This is a genomic window from Flavobacterium sp. ASV13, assembly GCF_000745775.1.
GTDB lineage: Bacteria > Bacteroidota > Bacteroidia > Flavobacteriales > Flavobacteriaceae > Flavobacterium.
This window is the reverse complement of record NZ_JQJY01000001.1, coordinates 209,700-234,373: the sequence shown is the minus strand read 5'-3', so window position 1 is coordinate 234,373 and position 24,674 is coordinate 209,700. Positions and strand designations below refer to the sequence as shown.

The window sequence follows — 24,674 nt, the reverse complement described above, 5'->3', positions numbered from 1 at the left end:
AAATTTATGATTATGGATTTCAGGTTAAAAGTTTTCTATACCGTTGCACTCCGCCTTAATTTTACTAAAGCGGCAACCGAGTTATATGTTACACAGCCAGCCGTTTCAAAACATATTCAGGAACTAGAAGAAACTTATAAAACAAAGTTGTTTGAACGAAACGGTTCTAAAATTGCATTAACTCCTGCCGGGCATATTCTGCTGAAACATACAAAAGATATCTTTGAAATTTATCGTGAAATAGATTTTGAAATGAGTTCGTTTATCAGTGAACGCCAAGGTTTGCTACGTTTAGGAGCAAGTACAACTATTTCGCAATATGTTATTTCTCCAGTTTTGGCACGTTTTCATCAGAAACAAAAAGACATAAAAGTCAATTTGCTGAATGGAAATACAGAGCAAATTGAAAATGCTTTAATCAACAAAGAAATCGAAATCGGAATTGTTGAAGGACAATCTAAAAATCAGTCGATTAAGTATATTCCGTTTTTGAAAGATGAATTAGTTTTGGTTTGCAGCAGTAAAAATCCGTTTGCGAAACAAAATGAAATTTCAGTAAATGATTTAAAATCAATGAAATTCATAACCAGAGAACGAGGTTCCGGAACACTTGAAGTTATTGAATATGCTTTGAAAAATTTAAACTTAAAACTTTCTGATTTGCAGATTGAAATGCAGTTAGGAAGTACAGAAAGCATAAAATCCTATCTTTTAAATTCGGATTGTTTTGCTTTTATGTCTATTCACGCTGTAGGTAATGAATTGAAAAATAAAGAATTGATTGTTTTGGATGTTGAAAATTTGACCATAGATAGATATTTCTACATTATTACTTTATTAGGTAAATCAGATCCTTTATCTGAATTGTTTATTCAGAATATTTCATCTCATTATAACTTGAAGTTATAGGAGATTGTTATTTGCGATTGGCGATTGTAATAAAAAGAACTGACCTTTGCAGAGTAAAATATCAATTATCACATTTTGAAAACGAAACAACAATCGGCATCACAATTATTTGAAATCAATGAATCTTTACAGCAAGTACTTTTTGCCGTAATAGTTTTGTTGTGTTTATTTTCGATTATTTCTCCACCAATTGCATTGTTATTAGGAGTTGTTCTGGTAAATGTTTTTGGAAATCCATTTGTAGAATTTAATGGAAAAGCAATCACTTTTTTATTGCAATTTTCTGTAGTTGGTCTAGGTTTTGGAATGAATGCTTCTAGCGCAATTTCAGCAGGAAAAGAAGGTTTTATACTCACTGTATTTTCAATTTTCAGCACTTTGATCTTCGGATTTCTTTTAGGAAAATGGTTGAAAACAGAGAAAAAAACATCTCACTTAATTTCATGCGGAACAGCAATTTGTGGCGGAAGTGCCATTGCGGCCATTTCTCCTGTAATTAAATCAGATGAAAATCAGACTTCAATTGCTTTGGGCGTCATTTTTATATTGAATTCAATCGCGTTGTTTGTTTTTCCTTTTATTGGACATCAATTGGATTTATCCCAAAAAGATTTTGGATTATGGTGTGCAATTGCTATTCATGATACAAGTTCTGTGGTTGGTGCAGCTAATAAATATGGTGCTGAAGCTTTGCAAATTGCAACAACAGTTAAATTGGCGAGAGCATTATGGATTATTCCAATTTCTATTATAACTGCTTTGATTTTCAAGAACAAAAATTCAAAAATAAAAATTCCTTATTTCATCGGATTGTTTGTTTTGGCAATGTTGTTGAATTCTTACGTTCCGAATATTTCTCATTTTTCACCACATATTGTAAATATTGCCAAAATAGGATTGACAATAACTTTGTTTCTTATAGGTGCGACTTTAAATTTTAACACTTTAAAAACAGTAGGAGTGAAACCTTTGCTTCAAGGCATTTTTCTTTGGATTTTTATAGCGGTTCTGGCATTAATCGCAATTATTTTTCTGAAATAATATACTATTTAATGTTTGAAAATTTCACAATTGGTTTTCCGATCAAATTATAACGTTTTCCATTAAACAAAAACCGTCTTTCAATATCAAAATTAAATTGCTTTTTAGTTTTGGCCATTACACTGATTTCGGCAGGAAGATTAACTTCAAATTCATCGTCAGCTTGAGCGGCTTTGTCAAATGAACCGTTTGTTTTAATAATAATATCTTTAAAATATTTTTTATTTGAATCGGGAGCAATTGCATAAGAACTTGTCCATGTTGTGCTTGCAACATTGGTGAGCTGATATTCAGGAACTTCCAAAATAGGCTGATATTTACCTCCAAAACCAGCTACTAAATACAAATATCCTTCAAATGGCCCGCCCGCACCTCCATTTACATGCAAAAGTGTAAAAGCATATTGATCTTCACCAATTTGTAAAAGTTTTGGCGTTGGACATTGAGCAAATGCACCAAAAGCGGCAACACCGGGTTGAAAGGATTTCATTTCCCATAATGTTCCGTTTTTTGCAAATTTGGCAATTCCTAATAATCCTCCGAAAAATCGGCCAGTTTGTAAACCGTCTTCGTCGTAAACAGAATGATTGAAAGTTAGAATTTTAAATTGATTTCCTTTTGAATCAGAATAATCAATATTAGACAGAAGTCTTGTTGCGACTCCTTCAGAATAAGGAAATAATTGATCGCCTTCAACACCATTAACATCTATAAATGAAATTGGTTTGCAGTTTTTGCAAGTCCAGCTTATAAAAGTGTTTTTATCTGCTAAATGATATAACTTTCCTGGAAACAATTTTTGCATGGTTTTTATGCCGTCAAAAGGATCAGCTATTTTAAGTGATCTGGAAGTATTTAGTATAGTGTCGCTGACATTTTTTAGTTGAACTTCTGGCGTTTGGGAAAAACTGAAAAAATTAAAAGCTATAAAAAGAAAACTTGTATGAATAAGACGCATAAAATGGATTTTGAACTATAACAAACATACAAAGAAAAAATGGTTGAAGATGTGAACTTATTGTAGTTATAGTATTTAAAAACTAAAAAAAGTTAAAATAAGAGAATCTTAAATGGTTCTCTTTTGAATTATCTTTAAAATAAGCTAAATTTGAACCCTCAAATAACAAAAACAAATGAAAAACTTCAAGATGAGACCAAAGTTAATTGCTTTTTTTGCCTTAATTATTGGTTTTTTTACTCTGTCATGGGGAATTGTAGGCCATGAAAGAATTAATAAAGCTGCTGTAATGGCTTTACCAAAACAATTACAAGTATTCTTTTACAATCACATTGATTTTATTACTCAGGAAGCTTCGGTTCCAGACATTCGTAAGTATGCCTTAAATTATAAAGACGAAAATCCAAGACATTATTTTGACATGGAAAATTTCGGAGTTGTGGATAGTATTCCGCAAACTATGGAAGAAGCTAAGAAAAAATACGATGCTAAATTTTTGAATGATAACGGAATTTTGCCTTGGTATATTGAAGATATGATGGCAAAGCTGACTAAAGCTTTTAAAGATAAAAACAGAGCTGAGATTTTATTTCTTGCTGCAGATTTAGGTCATTACATTGGAGATGCTCACATGCCTTTGCATACATCTGCAAATCACGACGGACAATTAAGCGATCAAAAAGGAATTCATTCATTATGGGAAAGCAGATTACCTGAATTATTTGCTAAAAACTATAAATTGAATGTTCCTGAAGCACAATATTATGGAGATGTTCATAAAGCAATTTGGGCAATGATTAATGATACTCACAGTTTAGTGAAGCCGTTATTAGACATCGACAAAAAACTAAGAACATCAACTCCGGAAGATGCTGTATTTAAAAAAGATGCGGATGGTAAAATATTAAAAACGAAATACAATACTGCTGTTTTCGCTGATGAATATGCTGAAAAATTGCATAAAGATTTGAACGGAATGGTAGAAAGCCAAATGAAAAAAGCTATCGCTGCAACAGCAAGTTTTTGGTATACGGCTTGGGTAAATGCAGGAAAACCAGATTTAAGTGGTTTAGATTCGCCAGCAGTTACACAAAGAAATTACCAATCTTTACAGGATGATTTAAAACTGTATCAAAAAGGAGATTTATTCGGGATGAAGAATCAAAACGATTAATTATTTTTTGTTTCAAGTTTAAAGTTTCAGGTTACAGGTTAATTTGAAATTTAAATAAAAGAGAAAGCCTCAAATTCAAATGAATTTGAGGCTTTCTCTTTTAATTTATTTTCTATCGTCTTGCTTCTATTTTTTTGCTTCTATTCTAACGAAGTTTTGCGTAAAGCTTAGCATTCTTTGCTTTTAAATCTTTAAACTGATATTGTTTTTCTTTTAAAACATATGATGCCGATTGATAAAAAGAAATAGCATCATTTACTAAATCAGTTCTTTCTGCTTTCAATGGAGTTTCTTCATACATGATTTGAAATTCAGGAGCAACTCCAGCAGTTGGTTTTAGTTTTAAACTATATTGTTTTACTGTTTGTTTAGGCGATAAAATAGTCAAAACATTGTCTTTTATCAATCCTAAATCCTGATACGTTGCAATAAAAGCTCTTGGCTTATAATCGGTTTTAAAAACGTCCTGACCGAAAAACTTACTTTGATAGTCAAAATGAAGCAGACCGAAAAGTGTTGGCATCAAATCAATCTGAGACATTAATTGATTGTATTGAGCTGGTTTTTCATTTGGTGTATAAATAAAAGCAGGTATTCTATATTTATCCAACGGAAGTTGTGTTTTTCCAGCACTTGAAGCGCAGTGATCTGCGACAATAACAAAAACAGTGTTTTTAAACCAAGGTTGTTTACTTGCCATTTCGAAGAATTTTCGAAGAGAATAATCCGTATATTTTACACCGCCTTCACGAGATTTGATGTCGCCTGGAATGTCGATTTTATTATTTGGATAAGTAAAAGGTCTGTGATTGCTCACCGTCATAATATGATTGAAGAAAGGCTTGTTTTCTTTAGCTTCAGCATTCATCACTTTTATTGCCTTATTATACATGTCTTCATCACAAACGCCCCAAACATTTGAAAATGTGATTTCTTCGGGTGAAAAACTTGATTTGTCGACAATTTGATATCCATTTCCTGAAAAGAAATCTTTCATATTATCAAAAAAGGCATCGCCTCCATACATGAATTTTACATTATAACCTTTTTGTTTGAAAACAGATCCGGTTGAAAACTTGTTTTTATTGTCTTCACGCTTTACAACGCTTTCTCCGGCAGTTGGAGGAAGGCATAAAGTTACAGCTTCAAGTCCACGAACAGTTCGGTTTCCAGCAGCATATAAATTAGTGAACTGAAGGCTTTTTTGCGCTAAACTGTCTAAGAAAGGCGTTATGTTTTGTTTATTTCCATAAGCTTTCATGAAATCGGCGCTATAGCTTTCGATCGTAATTAGAACAACATTTTTATGATTTTCAAGAGAATCACTATTAATTTCACGAATGGTATTGTGACCTGAAATACTAGGGAAATTTTCTTTTAAATTGGCAAATGCCTTATTATTTGGCAGCGTTTTGTAAAATTTGAAATAATCTAATTTGTTATTCTGAAATGCTAAATAAAATTTATATAATCCGTTTGATTGTAATTCATTAACAAAAACATTTTTAGAATTCTCGGTTTTTGATAAAGTTGGAACCGCAATTAAAGAAATCAAAAACAAAACTAGGTAAATTCCTGAAATTTTCAGTTTTTCAGTCAAGTTTGGAATATCTTCAATATAGTTTTTAGATCTTTTTAAAATGAAATAAGTTATGGCAGCGGTAATAATAAAAAGTGCTGAAAAAATTGGAATTACTGGATACGATTGCATAATATTTCCGATAACTTCATTGGTGTAAATCAGGTAATTAACAGCGATAAAATTGTATTTTACACCAAATTCATTCCAAAAGAAATATTCGCTTAAACCGTTTTGAAGAATTAGTAAAACGTAAAGAAAAATTACAAAAGCAAAAAGCCAATATCTAATTTGATCTCTCCATTTTGGAAGAAAAAGCAACAAAGAAAAAAGCAATGTTTTGATTCCGACGAATATTAAAACAATTCTCGGCAAAGCGCCGCCATATTCATCTAAAATACTTTTTCCTGAAGCGATATATAAAAGTAAGGCAACAAAACCGCCCAGAATAATATATCCATATGGCTTGTTGTATTTTAAATTAGAAATAAAAATTAAATAAAGCCATAAAAATCCGCTCGCCAATACAAAAACGAAAAGATCAGAAACTAATCCTAAGCTGAAAATTTTTAAACTTTCTAAAACCGTAAAAGAACTTTGCGTTATAGGGTGAAAAAAGAGAACAATTCGCAATAGAAAACTAATGAGAAAATAGAAAATTGCGAGATTGTAAAAAGGTGAAAGCTTTTTGTAAATCATGGTATTATATTTTATGCAAAATTAATTTGCATTAATGAATAAGAGATGAAGAGATGCTTTTACCTTGCTTAGTGTTAACTTAAAGTTGTCTTAAGATGATTAAATTGGTTTATTCTAATGCATTAGCACTATTTCTGAGTGCGAAAATTTTTATCTTTGACAAACTAAGAACAGAGATTAATTTAAAATCTAAATTATATATACATGCATATTTTAATAGTTGAAGATGAATTAGGAATTGTACAATTTTTGCAACAGGGACTTGAGGAAGAAGGTTATTTGGTAACTACTGCTAATGACGGTTCAAAAGGCTTTGAATTAGTTCAGAATCATCAATTTGACTTGATTCTGTTAGATTGGATGCTTCCTAAAATTAACGGACTGGATTTATGCAAAGCCATTCGGATCAAGGATCAGCATACACCAATAATCTTCCTTACCGCAAAAGATACTGTTCAGGAAACGGTTGCTGGCTTAAAAGCAGGCGCGAATGATTATATAAAAAAACCTTTTAGTTTTGAAGAGCTTGTTGAACGTATTAAAGTTCATTTTAGACATGTAAAAGGGGATAAAGAGTTAACGCTGGGCACTATAAAAATTGATTTATCGAAACATATTGTGCTAAAAAATGACGAAGAAGTTTCACTGACACAGAGAGAGTTTGAATTATTGACCTATTTGATTCAGAATAAAGGCAAAGTTTGTACTCGAAATCAGATTTTAAAAGATGTTTGGGATATTAATTTTGAATATGATACTGGTGTAATTGACGTTTTTATGAATGCAATTAGAAAAAAACTCAATTTAAAAATTGAGGAAGATTATATAAAAACAATTCGCGGAATTGGTTATATCGCTAACGACTTATAAATGGCACAATTATCATTTAAAAACAGAATTGCCTTAAACTATATTATTACAACAGGTTTGTTGATTTTAGTGGTTTTCTCAGCAACATATTCTACAGTAAAATTTACTGTTTATAAACACATTGATGAAAATTTGATGATTGAAATTCAGGATCACTTGAAAGAAATCAGAATGGAAAATAAGAAAGTGATTTTCATGGATGCTGAAGAATGGGAGGAACGAGAGCACAATTCTGTTGATGTAAATCCGGTTTTTGTTCAGTTTTTGGATCTGAATAAAAAAATAATTGAAAAATCGCCCAACTTAAAAAATGAAAAACTGGTTTATCATGAAAGTAAAGAGCACTATGAATTATTTGATACCCATTTATTAGGAAGCAAAATCAGGCAAATTCAGATTCCGCTTCATGTGAAATCAAAAAAAATAGGTTATTTAATTATTGCAATGTCATTGTCAGATTCGGCCAAAGTATTAAAAAATCTTCTTGATACTTTATTAATTGCATTTCCGATTATTTTAGTGTTATTATTTTTAATTGCTCGTTTTTTTGCCGGACGAAGCATAAAACCAATAAATGCGATTATAAATACGTCCCGAATAATTACAAAAGACAATCTGAAAACCCGAATTCCATTGCCAAAAACGCGCGATGAATTATTCACACTTTCAAAAACAATAAACAATTTATTAAACCGAATTGAAGATGCGATTGAGCGCGAAAAACAGTTTACTTCCGATGCATCTCATGAGCTACGAACGCCTTTAACGGTAATTAAAGGAACACTTGAAGTGCTAATTCGTAAACCCCGTGACAATAAGGAATACGAAGAAAAAATTAACTATTGCATAAATGAGGTTGACCATTTAAATGCACTTGTTGATCAGCTGCTTTTAATGGCACGTTTTGAGAATCAAAAACAGAACATTAATACGGAGTCGGTTTATTTGAATTCGTTAATTTTAGATGCTCTGACGTTGAATTCGGAGAAGATAAACGCAAAAAAAATAGATGTAAAATTTGATGCTGTTGCAGATTGTTATATTCAGTCTGATACTTTTTTGGTAATTACTATTATAAGAAATATTATTTCGAATGCATTAAAGTATACTGATAAAGGAGGACATATTTCGATTTTACTTTTAAAGCAAAATGGTAAAACAATATGTAAAATCACAGACAACGGAATAGGGATTGCAAAAGGTGATTTAGAATTAATTTCGAGCCCGTTTTTTAGATCAAATTCTACGGATCATCCTGAAATTAAAGGGACTGGACTAGGATTGTCTATTGTAAAAAGAACCACAGAGTTATTAAATATTAAGTTTAAAATTGAAAGCGAATTAAATGTCGGAACAACTGTATTTTTGACTTTTAATGATAAATAAGAAAACGTTGTAGTAAATGAAAAATTGGTAGTAAAAACGGCACTTCAATTTTTATTTAACAATAAACTATCGTTAAGTTATATTAAAAATTGTTTTTTTATGAAATTAACTAGTATATTTGCAACCGAATCAAAGAATTATAAAACAAACCAAACAATGATTTCAAAACAATTACATCATCATCATTTTCATTATTGCTCTCAAGCGATGTGTTAATGGTATGTGTGTAAATCATCATATTTTAAAACCCGTTTGAGTACATCAAACGGGTTTTTTTATACCAATTCTTTGTACTCAAACTATTAATCAAACAAACAACTAAAAAATGAGTACTTTAAAAATTGCAATTCAAAAATCAGGTCGTTTAAACGAAGACAGCATTCAAATCTTAAAAGATTGCGGTATTTCAATCAACAACGGAATCGACCAATTAAAAGCCGAAGCTTCAAATTTTCCTCTTGAAGTTTTATATCTAAGAAATTCAGATATTCCTCAATATCTAATTGATGGAGTTGTAGATTTAGCTATTGTTGGCGACAATCTTTTGGTAGAAAAAGGAAAGGGAATTGAAGTCGTTCAGAAATTAGGTTTCTCAAAATGCAAAGTTTCTGTAGCTGTTCCTAAAACATTTGACTACAATTCTGTACAAGATTTAGCAGGTTTACGTATTGCTACTTCTTATCCAAATACGGTTAATGAATATTTTAGTAAATTTGGTTTGAAAGTAGATATTCACCAAATTTCTGGTTCTGTAGAAATTGCACCAAACATTGGTCTTGCAGATGCCATTGTTGATATTGTTTCAAGCGGAAGTACATTATTCAAAAACAACTTAAAAGAAGTTGAAGTAATCCTAAAAAGCGAGGCAGTTTTAGCAGTTTCCCCAAAAGTTTCTCCAGAAATCCAAAAACACATTGATACTTTAAAGTTCAGAATTCAGGCGGTTTTGCGTGCCCGAAACTCAAAATATATTTTGATGAACGTTCCAAATGATAAAATTGATGCTGTTGGAAAAATCCTTCCGGTTTTAAGAAGTTTAACGGTTCTTCCATTGGCACAAGAAGGTTGGAGTAGTGTTCACTCTGTAATTGATAAAGATACTTTCTGGGATGTAATCGATCAATTAAAAGAAGTTGGAGCAGAAGGGATTCTGGTTTGTCCAATTGAGAAAATGGTACTATAAAGAAGAAAATTCAATTTTTAAATTCCAAATTCCAATTTTAAGATTACAGCTTTGCGAACTTAGCGTTTTTATAGACAAAGAGAATAAATAAAACCTTGCGCCCTTTGCGGTTAAAAATTAAAGGCATGAATAAAATAGACAATCCAAAACCAGAAATCTGGTCAGATATATTAAAAAGACCAACCCAAACTATTGATGATATTGAGGTTACGGTAAAAGAAATTTTTAGAGAAGTACAGAAAAAAGGAGATGAAGCTGTAGCAAAATACACTTCAATTTTCGATGGTATTTCTCAAGATAATTATGAAGTTTCTTTAGAAGAAATAAATGAAGCAATAGAATTGATTCCGAATGAATTGAAAGAAGCAATTCAATTAGCAAAAGACAATATTTACAAATTTCACAGAGCACAAAAAACCGACAGAATTGAAGTTGAAACCATTGAAGGAGTAAATTGTTGGCAGGAAAAAAGACCAATTCAGAAAATTGGTTTATATATTCCAGGTGGAACTGCACCTTTGTTTTCAACCGTTTTAATGTTGGCTGTTCCAGCAGAAATTGCAGGTTGTAAAGAAATCGTATTATGTTCTCCGCCAGATAAAAAAGGGAAAATTAATCCAGCGATTTTATATGCGGCAAATTTATGCGGTGTAACTAAAATTTTAAAAGTTGGAGGAATTCAGGCGATTGCAGGGATGACTTTCGGCACACAATCGATTCCGAAAGTGTATAAAATATTCGGACCAGGAAATCAGTTTGTAACGGTGGCAAAACAGTTGGCGACACAATTTGGAGTTGCAATTGATATGCCAGCCGGTCCTTCAGAATTATTAATTGTTGCTGACAATACAGCAGAACCGGCTTTTGTTGCGTCAGATTTATTATCTCAGGCTGAGCATGGAACAGATAGTCAAGTGATTCTAGTTTCTACTTCAAAAATATTGATTGCTCAAGTAGAAAAAGAGATTCAGTTACAATTAGAGGTTCTGCCAAGAAAAGCTATTGCAGAAAAAGCGATCGAAAATTCGAAATTAATTTATGTCGAAAATGATCAGATTGCTTTGGATTTAATTAATGAATATGGGCCTGAACACTTTATTATTTGTTCTGAATATGATGATTTCTATTGTAACGGAATTGTAAATGCAGGTTCAGTTTTCATTGGAAATTATACGCCGGAAAGCGCCGGAGATTATGCTTCGGGAACAAATCATACACTTCCAACAAATGGTTATGCGAAGAATTATAGCGGTGTAAATCTGGATAGTTTTATGAAATCAATGACATTTCAGAAAATATCTAAAACCGGAATTCAAAACATCGGAAAAGCGATTGAAGCTATGGCTGAAGCCGAAGGTTTACAAGCGCATAAGAATGCTGTAACGTTGAGATTGGAGAGTTTAAAATAAAGACAAAAGGAAGAAGAAAGAGCAAAGAGGCAAGATTTTAAAAGAGTCTTTCATCTTGGTTCTTGCTTCTTAAAAAGATAAAGCAATGAGTACTTTCGATATAAATACAATTACACGTGAAAACGTGAAAACTTTAAAACCTTATTCGTCGGCAAGAGATGAATTTGAGGATTTTGATACTGCCGAAATGATTTTTTTGGATGCGAATGAAAATCCGTTTCAAAATGGGGTAAATCGTTATCCTGATCCACAACAGAATTCGGTTAAAGCGATTTTGGCTAAAAATAATTTAACGAAACAAAGTCAGATTTTATTAGGAAATGGAAGTGACGAAGTTTTGGACTTGCTTTTCAGAGCTTTTTGCGAGCCCAATAAAGACAATATTATCTCATTGCCGCCAACCTACGGAATGTATGGTGTTTTAGCGAATATTAACGCAGTTGAAAACCGAGAAATTTTACTGACAACAGATTTTCAGCCACAAGTTGAAAAAATTCTGGAAGCAGTTGATGAGAATACAAAAATCATTTTTTTATGTTCTCCAAACAATCCAACCGGAAATTTATTTTCAGATGAAAGTGTGGTGAAATTATTGCAAAACTTTAAAGGTTTAGTAGTAATTGATGAAGCCTATATTGATTTTTCGGAGAAGGAAAGCTGGTTGGCAGAAATTGACGCATATCCAAATTTGGTTATCACACAGACACTTTCAAAAGCGTACGGTTTGGCTGGAATTCGTTTGGGAATTTGTTATGCATCTGAAGAAGTGATTTCAATTCTGAATAAAATTAAACCGCCTTATAATGTAAACGAATTAACACAGCAAAGAGCAATCGAACGTTTAAAAGATTCTGAAAAAATAAAACAAGAAATAGCTTCTATTATTGAACAAAGAGAAGAATTACTTAAAGTTTTACTTGAAGTTATTTTTGTGGAAAAAGTCTATCCTACAGAAGCTAATTTTATTCTGGCAAAAGTAGATGACGCCAATAAAAGATACAATCAATTAATTGAAAAAGGAATCGTAATTCGTAATAGAACGACACAGCCTTTATGTGAAAATTGTCTTCGTTTTACGATTGGAACAAAAGAAGAAAATGCTGTTGTTATTAGAGAATTAAAATTGTTAAAATAAAACATAGCCCACAGATGACACGGATTAAACGGATTTTTATTTAGTGTAGAAATTTAATTTTTTTTTAATTCGTTTAATCCGTGTCATCTGTGGGCAAATAAATAATTTATGAAAAAAGTACTTTTTATCGATCGTGACGGAACGATTGTTTTAGAACCAGAAAACTACCAATTAGACAGTTTAGATAAATTAGAGTTTTATCCAAAAGCTTTTCAATATTTGGCTAAAATTGCCAATGAATTAGATTATGAATTAGTAATGGTAACCAATCAGGACGGATTAGGGACAGATAGTTTTCCGGAAGATACGTTTTGGCCAACACAAAATTTCATTTTAAGAGCATTTGAAAACGAAGGCGTTTTGTTTGATGAAATCTTTGTAGACCGAACTTTTCCGGAAGAAAATGCGCCTACTCGCAAACCAAGAACCGGAATGCTTACAAAATATTTAAATAATCCAGAATATGATTTGGCAAATTCTTTTGTTTTAGGAGATCGTTTAACAGATGTTGAACTGGCTAAAAACCTTGGTGCAAAAGCCATTTTCATGAACAATACAGACGGAATTGGAAGTAATGAAATTTCATCAAAACGTGAGGAATTAGACGAAACAATTGTGTTACAATCAATGGATTGGAAGACAATTTATGAGTTTTTGAAATTAGAAGCTCGTTCAGCATCAATTACAAGAAAAACAAACGAAACGGATATTTATATCAATCTAAATCTTGACGGAACAGGAAAAAGCAAAATCGATACAGGGATTGCGTTTTTCGATCATATGTTAGATCAAATCTCACGTCACGGTCAAATGGACTTAGAAATCACAGTAAAAGGTGATTTAGAGGTAGATGAACACCACACAATTGAAGATACGGCAATTGCATTAGGAGAAGTTTTCGCAAAAGCGTTAGGAAACAAACTAGGAATTGAGCGTTACGGTTTCTGTCTTCCAATGGACGATTGTTTAGCGCAAGCCGCAATTGATTTCGGAGGAAGAAACTGGCTGATCTGGGAAACGGAATTCAAACGTGAAATGGTTGGGAAAATGCCAACTGAAATGTTTTATCATTTCTTCAAATCATTCACAGACGGCGCAAAAGCCAATCTAAACATAAAAGCAGAAGGAATCAATGAGCATCACAAAATTGAGGCAATCTTTAAAGCTTTTGCGAAAGCAATAAAAGTAGCCGTAAAAAGAGATACTGAAAAAATGATTTTGCCTTCGACGAAAGGAATGCTTTAAAAGGTTAAAAATTGTTTCAGGTTTCATGTTTCAAGTTCAGTGGAGTAACTTGAAACATGAAACTTGAAACCTGAAACAAAAAGTTAATGAAAATAGTAATTATAAATTACGGAGCAGGAAATATTCAGAGCATTATGTTTGCTATTGAAAGATTGGGGTTTAAAGCTGTTTTAAGTAATGATCCGGACGAAATTAAGTCGGCTGATAAAGTGATTTTTCCTGGCGTTGGCGAGGCGAGTTCGGCTATGACTAAACTTCGTGAAAGCGGATTGGATAATTTGATTCCTGAATTGAAACAACCTGTTTTGGGAATTTGTCTTGGAATGCAATTAATGTGTAATCAAACCGAAGAAGGGAATACAAAAGGTTTAGGAATTTTTGATGTTGACGTTTTGAAATTTTCAAACAACGTAAAAGTGCCTCAAATGGGCTGGAATCAGATTTATGATTTAAAAACCGATTTGTTTAAAGGAATTTCTGAAAATGAATTTATGTATTTGGTTCACAGTTTTTACGCACCAAATTGTACAGAAGCCATCGCAACAACGAATTATGATGTTGAATATGCATCTGCTTTGCAAAAAGATAATTTTTACGGAACTCAGTTCCACCCAGAAAAAAGTGGTGATGTTGGAGAGAAAATTCTTGGAAATTTCCTGAAGATGTAAAATTTTCAAATTCAAAAAACAAGATCAATCAAAATAACAATTTTTGAGAATCAGAAAAGACTTTATGACTTTAGACTTTCAAACTTTAAGACTAAAAAAAAATGAGAATAATACCAGCCATAGATATCATTGAAGGAAAATGCGTTCGTTTGTCCAAAGGTGATTATGATACGAAAATAATTTACAATGAGAATCCGCTTGAAGTGGCAAAATCATTTGAAGCTCACGGAATTGAATATCTGCATTTAGTAGATTTAGATGGTGCAAAATCAAGTAAAATTGTCAATTATAAAATATTAGAAAAAATTGCCACAGAAACAAGCTTAAAAATTGATTTTGGCGGCGGATTAAAATCAGATGATGATTTGAGAATTGCTTTTGAAAGCGGTGCAAATCAAATAACTGGCGGAAGTATTGCCGTAAAAAACAGAGCGATTTTCGAAAAATGGATTTCAGAATATGGTTCAGAGAAAATTATTTTAGGCGCCGACGCAAAAGATGAAAAAATAGCGGTTTCTGGCTGGTTAGAAGAATCTAATGAAGATTTGGTTCCGTTTATTCAAGATTATCAATCAAGAGGAATTCAGTATGTTATCTGTACCGATATCGCTAAAGACGGAATGCTACAAGGTCCAAGTTTTGATTTGTACAGTAAAATTTTAGCAGAAGCAAAAGGAATTAAACTAATCGCTTCAGGAGGAATTTCAACTTTCGACGAATTACCAAAATTAGCTGAATTAGGCTGCGAAGGAACAATCATTGGAAAAGCGATTTACGAAGGAAGAATTAGTTTGAAACAACTAGAGGATTTTATAATTAGAAAATGAGAAAATTTGATAATTAGATAATTGTTTTGCGGAGTGTAAATTAATTATCTAATTGACTAATTTTCTAATTAACACATTAGATAAATGTTAGCAAAAAGAATCATACCTTGTTTGGATATAAAAAACGGAAGAACTGTAAAAGGTGTAAATTTCGTTGACTTGCGTGACGCTGGAGATCCAGTTGAATTGGCTGAAATTTACTCGGCTGAAGGTGCGGATGAATTGGTTTTCCTGGATATTTCGGCTACGGAAGAAAGACGTAAAACCTTAGTAAATATGGTGCGAAGCGTTGCTGAGAAAATCAATATTCCGTTTACTGTTGGTGGTGGGATTTCATCTGTTGAAGATGTTGATATTCTGTTGAATAACGGTGCAGATAAAGTTTCGATTAATTCATCTGCAGTTAAAAATCCGCAGTTGATTAATGATTTGGCACAGAAATTTGGAAGCCAATGCGTTGTTGTGGCTATTGATGCCAAACAAATTGCCGGACAATGGATTGTGCATTTAGTTGGAGGAAAAGTACCTACCGAATTAAATTTATTCGATTGGGCTGTTGAAGTGGCAGAACGCGGTGCCGGAGAAATTTTATTTACTTCAATGGATAATGACGGAACTAAAAATGGTTTTGCAAACGAAGCTTTGGCTAAACTTTCAGAATTAGTAAATATTCCAATAATTGCTTCGGGAGGTGCTGGAAATATTCAGCATTTTGTTGATTCCTTTAAAAAAGGAAAAGCAGATGCAGCTTTAGCAGCAAGCGTTTTTCACTTTAAAGAAATTGAGATAAAAGCTTTGAAACAAGAATTAAAAAATAATAATATAGAAGTTCGATTATAGTTTTAACTTTAAGACTTTGGACTTTACAACTTTAGACTAAAATTATGGAAATCGATATAAAAAGTGCACACGGATTGATTCCGGCAATAATTCAGGATTCAGAAACTAAAAATGTTTTGATGCTGGGTTATATGAACGAAGAATCGCTTCAAAAAACCATAGAAACTCAAAAAGTAACTTTCTTCAGTCGTTCAAAGCAAAGACTTTGGACAAAAGGCGAGGAGAGTGGCAACTTTTTGAATTTGGTAAGTATTAAAAACGACTGCGATGGAGATACACTTTTGATTCAGGCAAAACCTGTTGGGCCAACATGCCACACTGGAGCAGATACTTGTTGGCAAGAGCCAAATGAAGCGAATTATGGTTTTATTTCTCAATTGGAAAATACAATTAAAATCAGAAGAGAAAATGCTGATTCGGAGAAAAGTTATGTAGCTTCTTTGTTTGAAAAAGGCATCAATAAAATTGCTCAGAAAGTTGGAGAAGAAGCTGTAGAAGTGGTTATTGAAGCAAAAGATGACAATGATGATTTATTTTTGAGCGAAAGCGCTGATTTGCTTTTTCATTATTTGATCTTATTGCAGGCTAAAGGTTTCCAATTAAATGACGTTGTTGAAGTTCTGAAGAAACGTCAGAAATAATTCTAAATTGTGAAAAAATATTTACTAAATTATGTTAAAATAAAAATTATTTTTTGATATTTACGTAAATATTTAAGCCATGGACATAGAAACATTCAGAAAGCGTTTTGTGGATCATTCAGATGAAGATTTAATTTTGATGCTGACTAAAAACGCCAGTAAATACAATCCTGATGCATTAATTGTTGCAAAGGAAATTTTAGTTGCCCGAAATATTGATATTGATACGATTCTGAAAGAAGCCAATGAAAAGAAAATAGCAGAAGAGAAAGAAACAGAAAAGAGACATATTGAAGATCTTTCTCCTTTGGAACAAATTGAATATTTATCGGAAAGAAGACTTGAATTTGAAGAAAATATCGAGGATATAATCGAAGATAATCACAAAGATCTTACTGATGCAGAATTAATTGCAAATTTTGAAAGTATTCTGGATAAAATAATAGAAAACGGAAACTTTGGAGAACTTACAGAAAGCTATTCCAAAGAGAATTATTTTATTGTAAGCAATATAATTGAACAAAGAAGTGTTAAAATTCCAGTTTCAGTTCTAAAGAAAATAGACCGTATAAATGATATTACCCGTAAAGATTTTTCCAGAAAATTTACCAGAAATATTATAATTGGAATTGTTCTTTTAGCTCTTGGTTTGGTATTTACAATAGGAACTGGAGGCGGACTTGTTTTTTATGGTGCTGTTTTGTCCGGTTTAGGTTTAGTAATAAACGGAATTGCAGGCAAAAGAAATTTAAAAAGAGGAGCACAGATTGGGCTTGAATCTTACGGTTAATCGCTTTTTAAATTTTATTCTTTAAACTCAAAAATAGCAAATTCAGAAGGTTGATGAAATCCGAATTTTAAGCTTTTATAAGGCTGAATTGCAAGATATTCGGTTGTGTTACCGTAATCTATTCTAAAAGCATTTCCACGCCATATTGTGCCAGTTTTTGGTTTTGTAAAATTTCCATTTTCAATTTTTTCTAAACTTGAAAATGGAATTTTAATTTCTGCAGAAAAACCTTCCGGATTAATTTTGCTTGCCGTTTCCAGTCCAGAAATGTTATAGGCCATTGACATTTTCCATCCACCACAATCTGGCGAAATACATTTTAAAAGCATATCATAATAAGTGGAATAAGCATTTACTCCAATTTCAATATAGTTTTGTCCGTCACCGTCGGGATCAATAAAAATTTCTACTAAATCATCTGTATTGAAAATCTGTGTATCATTTTTTTGTTTTGCGCCTATAATTTTAGAATCTGTACAACGATAAGCAATATAAAGAGCTTCGTCATTCCATGAAAAGGAAACAAAAGTATTTTGAGTTGCTTTTTCTCCCGAATTATGAATTACAAATGGCCCTAAAAATGAAGTTTTCCAATCTGATAAATCGCCGTCAATAATCACTTTTTCAGTAGTTTTATGAATGGGGATTTCTTGTGAATAGGAATTGTTAAGAAATAAAAAAAGCAACAAATACAGTATAAAATAAGATTTCATAAAAATGAAGGATTTAAAAAGCTAAAAATAGAGAAGAATTATTAATTTTAGTGTTATTTTTTTGTTTTGAATGCAAACATTTTTCCAATAATCTTTTAATTTTCAAATTATTTATGAAAAAAAACTTAAGCGCTATTTTGATAGCTTTAATTTCTGGTTTTTCAGCACATTCACAGTCTATTTTTAGCAAGTCAGAAACTTTGACACATCAGGACACTTTACGAGGAAGCATCACAAAAGAAAGAGCTTGGTGGGATTTGAAACATTATCATTTAAATGTAAAAGTAAATCCGGCTGAAAAAACAATTACAGGTTCAAATACAATACGTTATACGGTTTTGACTGAAAATAACAAAATGCAAATCGATTTGCAGGAACCAATGAATATCACGAAAGCGACTCAAAATGGAAAAGAACTTAAATTTGAACGAAATGGAAATGCTTTTTTTATTGAATTAATTGAAAAACAAAAAGTTGGAGAAACGAAAGAAATTGTTGTTTCTTTTGGAGGAAAACCTAAAGAAGCCGTTAATCCACCATGGGACGGAGGAATTACCTGGAAGAAAGATAAAAACGGAAAAGATTTTATTGCATCATCATGCCAGGGCTTAGGTGCTAGTATTTGGTGGCCATGCAAGGATCATATGTATGATGAAGTTGAAAATATGCTGATCAGTGTGAATGTTCCTGGAGATTTAACTGATGTTTCGAACGGAAGATTACAAAGCGTTAAAAAAGAAAAGGACGGAACAAAAACTTTTAATTGGTATGTTTCAAATCCGATTAATAATTATGGCGTAAATATTAATATTGGTGATTATGTCAATTTTTCGGAGAAATATAAAGGAGAAAAAGGTGATTTAGATTGTAGTTATTATGTTTTAAAAGATAATTTGGCAATTGCTAAAGAACATTTTAAAGATGCGCCACGAATGCTGAAAGCTTTTGAAAACTGGTTCGGACCTTATCCTTGGTATGAAGACAGTTATAAATTGGTAGAAGCACCTTATTTAGGGATGGAACATCAAAGTTCTGTGACTTATGGGAACGAGTTTAAAAATGGCTATCTGGGGGGTGATATGAGTAGAACTGGCTGGGGCTTAAAATTTGATTACATTATTATTCACGAATCTGGTCACGAATGGTTTGCTAATAATATCACCTATAAAGATATTGCTGATATGTGGATTCATGAAAGCTTTACTACTTATTCTGAAAGTCTTTTTATTGAATATTATTATGGTAAAGATGCTGCTTCAGCCTATATTATTGGTGAAAGAAAATTGATTAGTAATGACAAACCGATTATTGGTATTTATGATGTTAATAAAGAAGGTTCTGGAGATATGTATCCAAAAGGAGCAAATATGCTGCATACCATTCGTCAGCTTGTGAATGACGATACAAAATGGAAAAACATTTTAAGAGGCTTAAACAGCACTTTTTATCATAAAACCGTTACCACTAAAGAAATTGAGGATTACATGAGCAAAGAATCAGGTATCGATTTAAGTCCTATTTTTAATCAGTATTTAAGAACAACTCAATTGCCAACTTTTGAATATTTTTTCTTTAAGCAAAAATTAGGATATCATTGGATCAATTGTACACCAGAATTTAATATGCCTCTAAAAGTAAATTTAAATGGTGTTGAAACCTGGTTAAAACCTAAAAATGAGTGGCAGGCATTAGATGTAAAAGGCGATAAACCAACACTTGTAACAGACAAAAACTTTTATATTACTACTTCTGATATTACGAATTAAATTGTTCTAAAAGATTAAAAATCAAACCCGACTGAATATTTTAAATTTCAGTCGGGTTTATTTTTTATTTCAGAAATCATAAAATTTTAGAATAATTAATCTGAATGTTTACATTTGTTACAGATTAAACAGGTTTAATGACCTTATTTATTACAAATTTATAAATAATGAGAAAATACTTTGGTGGCGCTTTTATCGCCTTTTTAGTTGGTTTCGGTGCAAATGCGCAAGGACTTTTAAATAAGTCAGAAACTGTTTTTACGCATCAGGATAGTTTGCGTGGCAGCATTACAAAAGAAAGAGCCTGGTGGGATTTGAAATATTATCATTTAGATGTAAAAGTGAATCCTTCAGAGAAATCAATTTCAGGTTCAAATACAGTACGTTATACTGTTTTGACAGAAAACAACAGAATGCAAATCGATTTGCAGCAACCAATGAATATCACAAAAGTGACTCAGAATGGTTTGCCATTAAAGTTTGAAAGAGATGGAAATGCTTTCTTTATCACTTTATCAGAAAAACAGAAAGTTGGAGATTCGAAAGAAATTATAATCAAGTTTGAAGGAAAACCAAAAGAAGCCGTGAGAGCACCTTGGGACGGCGGATTTTCTTGGAAAAAAGATAATAACGGAAAGGATTTTATTGCTACATCTTGCCAGGGTCTAGGCGCGAGTGTTTGGTGGCCTTGTAAAGATCATATGTATGATGAAGTTGAGAATATGTTAATCAGCGTGAATGTTCCGGGAGATTTGACAGATGTTTCAAACGGAAGATTAAAAAGTGTTAAAAAAGAAAAAGACGGAACGAAAACTTTTAATTGGTATGTTTCGAACCCAATTAATAATTACGGAGTAAATATCAACATTGGTGATTATGTTAATTTCTCTGAGGTTTATAAAGGTGAAAAAGGCAATTTAGATTGTAATTATTATGTTTTGAGAGATAATTTGGTTCTAGCCAAAGAGCAATTTAAAGATGCTCCAAAAATGCTAAAAGCTTTTGAAAACTGGTTTGGACCTTATCCGTTTTACGAAGACAGCTATAAATTAGTAGAAGTTCCGTATTTGGGTATGGAGCACCAAAGTTCTGTAACTTATGGAAACCAATATAAAAACGGTTATTTAGGACGTGATTTAAGCGGAACTGGTTGGGGATTAAAGTTTGATTTCATCATTATTCATGAATCTGGCCACGAATGGTTTGCAAATAATATTACTTACAAAGATATTGCTGATATGTGGGTTCACGAAAGTTTTACCAACTATTCAGAAAGTTTGTTTTTAGAGTATTATTATGGAAAAGACGCCGCTTCTGAATATATTATTGGATGCAGAAAAAACATTAAAAATGATACTCCAATCATCGGACATTATGATGTAAATAATGAAGGATCTGGAGATATGTATCCAAAAGGAGCTTCAATGCTGCACATGATTCGTCAGGTAATTAATGACGATGCAAAATGGAAATCGATTTTAAGAGGAATGAATAAAACGTTCTATCATCAAACTGTAACAGGTAAACAAATTCAGGATTATATCAACGAACAATCAGGAATTAATTTCAACAGAGTTTTTGCTCAATATTTGACTACAACTCAAATTCCGGTTTTTGAATATATGTTTAAGAATGGAACTTTTGGGTATCATTGGACAAATTGCGTAGCCAAATTTGATATGCCGGTTAGAGTAAAACTAAATGGAGTTGAAATGTGGCTAAAACCAACAACTGAATGGCAATCTGAAAAAACTACTAATGAAGATAGAAAGGTAGAAGTTGATAAGGATTTCTATGTTACGACTTCGAATATTGTAGAATAGAACTTCGATAAAATCAATAACAAAAAAGCGTAAAAGATCAGATCTTTTACGCTTTTTTGTTATTAAATTTTTAAAGCCTTAACGACTATTCAGCTTAGCTTTTTCCTTAATAATATCAGCAATTTTGCGATTTTCAATTTTGCTTTCAAGCCAGGAAATAATATCTAAATACAAGAAAGCTCTTTTTTCGTAAGTGTTCTTTTCAAGTTCAACAAAACGAGCGTGCATTTTTTTGAATTCCTTCTTAATATCGGCTGGATAAAAATTATTTAAGTTTCTTAAGAATTTGATGATTTCCTTTTGAACTTCATGTAAATCATTCATTTTCAGCAAGAACTTATACGTGCTTTTAAGATGGTTTTCTAAATAATAATCTTTTCCTAGTTCGTAATGCGCAATTAATGACAAAAGTCTTGCGAAGCACATTAAATCCTCACGCATTGTCAAATTCTTGTTATTGATGATTTTATCTAAGTAAAGAATACATTCGTTGTATTTTTCATTTCCAAAATAAATCGAAGCAATTTTGTAGAAAAATAACATTTCGTGATGTTCATCAAGATGTTCGCTGTGTAATTTTAGTCTTTCTAAAATTTCCGGAATTAAATATTCGCTTTCGGCAAAAGTCCCTTCGAGAATATGCAAATTCAATTTATTATTATATATGTATAGAAATGATAGCGATGCAATGTTATCGTTTACCGGAAATCTTGGATCTTCGATTGTTTCTTCTAAAAGTGAAAGGTATCTTTTGAAATTCGAAGTATATTTAAGCATATAAAGCGATTCCAAAAAGTAATGATTTCCTTTTAAGAAGAATACCGGATTCAAGTAAATCATGTTTGGATTATCATAAAACAGCGTAACCCATTTATAAGCGTATTTATAACTTGCTAAGAAATCCTGCACTAAGAAACTGCGCCATAAATTAGCATTATAAAACCAATATTTTTCTCTAAAACCAAACTTGCTTTCGTCTAGTTTTGCAATATGTCGGTTGAAATAATCGTCAATATATTTATATTCTTCGTCGCTTTTTACGTAACCGGTTTTCAGCATGATTCCGTATAACTGAAGCGATAAATTGGATAATTTGCTTGAAATCGTATTTCGGTAATTCAATTCTTTTGCCTGAATTACTAATTCGTCAGCGCGGCCTTGAATACTTCGGGTAATGTATTGTGATTCGATCAGTTTTTCGAATTCTACAATTTCATACGCCATATATTTTTCATCATTCTCTAAAGCCTGCTGTTTTGTTTTATCAAGAATCTTCAAGCTCTGTTTGTACAAACCTTTATTATATAGAATAACAGCAAAATCTATTTGCTCCCGCAATTGATAGCGAATATTCTGGCTCGGAATATTTAAACGAATGCTAACTAAAATTTGCTTGTACAAGTATGATTTTAAGTTAGATAACTGAACTTTTTTGATGATTCCGCTCTTCAAAATAAGCTTTTCATCGTAGGTTTCTGATTTATCTAAAATATTAAAGAGTTCGATGAATTTTGTATTCGAACTAGTTTCTAAGCGACTCGCAAAAATTTTAAATTGTCTTTTTTCAGATTTGGAAAGGGATTTAATCAGAACAAATAAGAAATCTTTTTGATGGTTAGCCATTGTAAAAAATAATAATATAACTTATTGATTATAAAGTATTTAACTACGTATAAAATGTTTTATGAACAGTATAATTTCATTAAAACGAATTTTGTACTGCATAAGTACAATATATATTTGTTATTACAATGTGAAATTACATTAAATAAATGAATATGAATAGAGAGAAAGTTCAAATTTTTGACACCACTTTGCGCGATGGTGAACAAGTTCCAGGATGTAAGTTAGATACTAATCAGAAATTAGTTATCGCAGAACGACTAGACAAAATGGGAGTTGATATTATCGAAGCTGGTTTTCCTGTGTCAAGTCCGGGCGATTTTTTATCGGTCTCTGAGATTTGTAAAATTGTAGAAAATGCAACCGTCTGCGGATTGACTAGAGCCGTTAAAAACGACATTGACGTTGCTGCAGCGGCTTTAAAGCATGCGAAGAAACCTAGAATCCATACCGGAATCGGAACCTCAGAATCTCATATCCTCCACAAATTACAAACTACGCCCGAAGATATTATTGCCAGAGCAAAATTTGCAGTAGCTCATGCAAAATCATATGTAGAAGATGTTGAATTCTACGCTGAAGATGCTGGAAGAACTGATAATGCGTTCTTGGCAAAAGTTTGCGAAGAAGTTATCAAATCTGGAGCAACAGTTTTAAATATCCCTGATACAACAGGATATTGCCTTCCAGAAGAATATGGAGCAAAAATTAAATACTTAAAAGAAAACGTAAAAGGAATCGAAAACGTAATCCTTTCATGTCACTGTCATAATGATTTAGGAATGGCAACTGCAAACTCAATTGCAGGAGCTATAAATGGTGCAAGACAAATTGAATGTACAATTAATGGTATTGGAGAAAGAGCTGGAAATACAGCACTTGAAGAAGTGGTAATGATTTTCAAACAACACCCATACTTAAACTTAGATACGAATATCAATACTAGAGAATTAAACGAAATGAGCCGTTTAGTTTCTGAAAGTATGGGAATGATTGTACAGCCAAACAAAGCTATTGTAGGAGCAAATGCTTTCGCACACAGTTCTGGAATTCACCAAGATGGTGTGATCAAAAACAGAGCAACTTACGAAATTATGGATCCGCTTGATGTTGGTGTGAACGAATCGTCAATTATTTTGACAGCAAGAAGTGGAAGAGCAGCTTTGGCTTACCGTGCTAAAAAAGTAGGTTATGAACTAACGAAAGTACAATTAGACATTGTATATATTGAGTTTTTGAAATTCGCTGATATTAAAAAAGAAGTTGTTGATGCTGATATTCATCAGATTATCGAAGCTTCAAAAATTCAGGGAGAATTAATCAGAAGCTAGTCTCAAAAGAGAAAAGAAAATAGAGAAAAGAAAAAAAAATAAAGATTTAAATCATAAAGAACGA

The 24,674-nt window shown here is 32.0% G+C and carries 21 protein-coding genes; 17 read left to right on the top strand and 4 right to left on the bottom strand.

Annotated elements, in window-relative coordinates:
• Nucleotides 1–12 precede the first annotated feature (12 nt).
• Nucleotides 13–909, top strand: coding sequence for a LysR family transcriptional regulator (locus GQ47_RS01045; RefSeq protein WP_035643847.1), 897 nt, complete (start codon nt 13–15; stop codon nt 907–909).
• Nucleotides 910–984: 75 nt separating this feature from the next.
• Complete coding sequence (locus tag GQ47_RS01040) at nt 985–1,950, top strand: YeiH family protein (protein ID WP_035643846.1); 966 nt, start codon at nt 985–987, stop codon at nt 1,948–1,950.
• Nucleotides 1,951–1,954: 4 nt separating this feature from the next.
• Here the strand turns inward: GQ47_RS01040 and GQ47_RS01035 are convergent, their stop codons facing one another.
• Complete coding sequence (locus GQ47_RS01035) at nt 1,955–2,908, bottom strand: glycoside hydrolase family 68 protein (protein ID WP_035643844.1); 954 nt, start codon at nt 2,906–2,908, stop codon at nt 1,955–1,957.
• Between the two features lie 175 nt (nt 2,909–3,083).
• Between GQ47_RS01035 and GQ47_RS01030 the strand changes: the two genes are divergently transcribed.
• Nucleotides 3,084–4,082 (top strand): zinc dependent phospholipase C family protein, encoded by a 999-nt coding sequence (locus tag GQ47_RS01030; protein ID WP_035643842.1) that lies wholly within the window; start codon nt 3,084–3,086, stop codon nt 4,080–4,082.
• Nucleotides 4,083–4,227: 145 nt separating this feature from the next.
• Here the strand turns inward: GQ47_RS01030 and GQ47_RS01025 are convergent, their stop codons facing one another.
• Nucleotides 4,228–6,360, bottom strand: a complete 2,133-nt coding sequence (locus GQ47_RS01025; RefSeq protein WP_035643840.1) for an LTA synthase family protein — start codon at nt 6,358–6,360, stop codon at nt 4,228–4,230.
• A 204-nt stretch (nt 6,361–6,564) separates the two neighbouring features.
• Between GQ47_RS01025 and GQ47_RS01020 the strand changes: the two genes are divergently transcribed.
• The 11 genes from GQ47_RS01020 (at nt 6,565) to GQ47_RS00970 (ending at nt 17,354) form a co-directional block, all read left to right on the top strand.
• The gene (locus tag GQ47_RS01020) at nt 6,565–7,230 is read left to right on the top strand and encodes a response regulator transcription factor (protein WP_035643838.1); all 666 of its coding nucleotides are present in this window, start codon (nt 6,565–6,567) and stop codon (nt 7,228–7,230) included.
• On the top strand, nt 7,231–8,616 hold the full coding sequence (locus GQ47_RS01015; RefSeq protein ID WP_035643836.1) for a sensor histidine kinase: 1,386 nt from the start codon (nt 7,231–7,233) through the stop codon (nt 8,614–8,616).
• A 325-nt stretch (nt 8,617–8,941) separates the two neighbouring features.
• Nucleotides 8,942–9,799, top strand: coding sequence for an ATP phosphoribosyltransferase (hisG, locus tag GQ47_RS01010; RefSeq protein WP_035643834.1), 858 nt, complete (start codon nt 8,942–8,944; stop codon nt 9,797–9,799).
• Between the two features lie 125 nt (nt 9,800–9,924).
• A complete protein-coding gene (gene hisD / locus GQ47_RS01005) occupies nt 9,925–11,208 on the top strand; it encodes a histidinol dehydrogenase (RefSeq protein ID WP_035643832.1) in 1,284 nt (427 codons plus the stop codon).
• Nucleotides 11,209–11,293: 85 nt separating this feature from the next.
• On the top strand, nt 11,294–12,343 hold the full coding sequence (gene hisC, locus GQ47_RS01000; protein ID WP_035643831.1) for a histidinol-phosphate transaminase: 1,050 nt from the start codon (nt 11,294–11,296) through the stop codon (nt 12,341–12,343).
• A gap of 108 nt (nt 12,344–12,451) precedes the next feature.
• Complete coding sequence (gene hisB, locus GQ47_RS00995; protein WP_035643828.1) at nt 12,452–13,588, top strand: bifunctional histidinol-phosphatase/imidazoleglycerol-phosphate dehydratase HisB; 1,137 nt, start codon at nt 12,452–12,454, stop codon at nt 13,586–13,588.
• An 86-nt stretch (nt 13,589–13,674) separates the two neighbouring features.
• Nucleotides 13,675–14,256, top strand: a complete 582-nt coding sequence (gene hisH / locus GQ47_RS00990) for an imidazole glycerol phosphate synthase subunit HisH (RefSeq protein WP_035643826.1) — start codon at nt 13,675–13,677, stop codon at nt 14,254–14,256.
• Nucleotides 14,257–14,357: 101 nt separating this feature from the next.
• Nucleotides 14,358–15,083 (top strand): 1-(5-phosphoribosyl)-5-[(5-phosphoribosylamino)methylideneamino]imidazole-4-carboxamide isomerase, encoded by a 726-nt coding sequence (hisA, locus tag GQ47_RS00985; RefSeq protein ID WP_035643824.1) that lies wholly within the window; start codon nt 14,358–14,360, stop codon nt 15,081–15,083.
• Nucleotides 15,084–15,167: 84 nt separating this feature from the next.
• Nucleotides 15,168–15,923 (top strand): imidazole glycerol phosphate synthase subunit HisF, encoded by a 756-nt coding sequence (hisF, locus tag GQ47_RS00980; protein ID WP_035643823.1) that lies wholly within the window; start codon nt 15,168–15,170, stop codon nt 15,921–15,923.
• 44 nt (nt 15,924–15,967) lie between these two features.
• Nucleotides 15,968–16,564 carry a bifunctional phosphoribosyl-AMP cyclohydrolase/phosphoribosyl-ATP diphosphatase HisIE gene (gene hisIE, locus GQ47_RS00975; RefSeq protein WP_035643821.1) on the top strand — a complete coding sequence of 199 codons (597 nt, stop codon included), beginning with the start codon at nt 15,968–15,970 and terminating at the stop codon, nt 16,562–16,564.
• Between the two features lie 79 nt (nt 16,565–16,643).
• Complete coding sequence (locus tag GQ47_RS00970) at nt 16,644–17,354, top strand: hypothetical protein (RefSeq protein WP_035643819.1); 711 nt, start codon at nt 16,644–16,646, stop codon at nt 17,352–17,354.
• A gap of 14 nt (nt 17,355–17,368) precedes the next feature.
• Here GQ47_RS00970 and GQ47_RS00965 read toward each other — a convergent pair whose 3' ends face one another.
• On the bottom strand, nt 17,369–18,067 hold the full coding sequence (locus GQ47_RS00965; RefSeq protein WP_035643817.1) for a carbohydrate-binding family 9-like protein: 699 nt from the start codon (nt 18,065–18,067) through the stop codon (nt 17,369–17,371).
• Between the two features lie 113 nt (nt 18,068–18,180).
• On the opposite strand from GQ47_RS00965, the gene GQ47_RS00960 reads away from it, so the two are divergent.
• On the top strand, nt 18,181–19,833 hold the full coding sequence (locus GQ47_RS00960; RefSeq protein ID WP_035643815.1) for a M1 family metallopeptidase: 1,653 nt from the start codon (nt 18,181–18,183) through the stop codon (nt 19,831–19,833).
• Between the two features lie 167 nt (nt 19,834–20,000).
• Nucleotides 20,001–21,656: a M1 family metallopeptidase gene (locus GQ47_RS00955; RefSeq protein WP_035643813.1), complete on the top strand. Its 1,656-nt coding sequence runs from the start codon at nt 20,001–20,003 to the stop codon at nt 21,654–21,656.
• Nucleotides 21,657–21,734: 78 nt separating this feature from the next.
• Here the strand turns inward: GQ47_RS00955 and GQ47_RS00950 are convergent, their stop codons facing one another.
• Entirely contained in the window at nt 21,735–23,279 is a 1,545-nt protein-coding gene (locus GQ47_RS00950; RefSeq protein WP_035643811.1) for a hypothetical protein, read from the bottom strand.
• Between the two features lie 155 nt (nt 23,280–23,434).
• Between GQ47_RS00950 and GQ47_RS00945 the strand changes: the two genes are divergently transcribed.
• Entirely contained in the window at nt 23,435–24,610 is a 1,176-nt protein-coding gene (locus GQ47_RS00945; RefSeq protein WP_081909306.1) for a 2-isopropylmalate synthase, read from the top strand.
• The last annotated feature ends 64 nt before the right edge of the window (nt 24,611–24,674 follow it).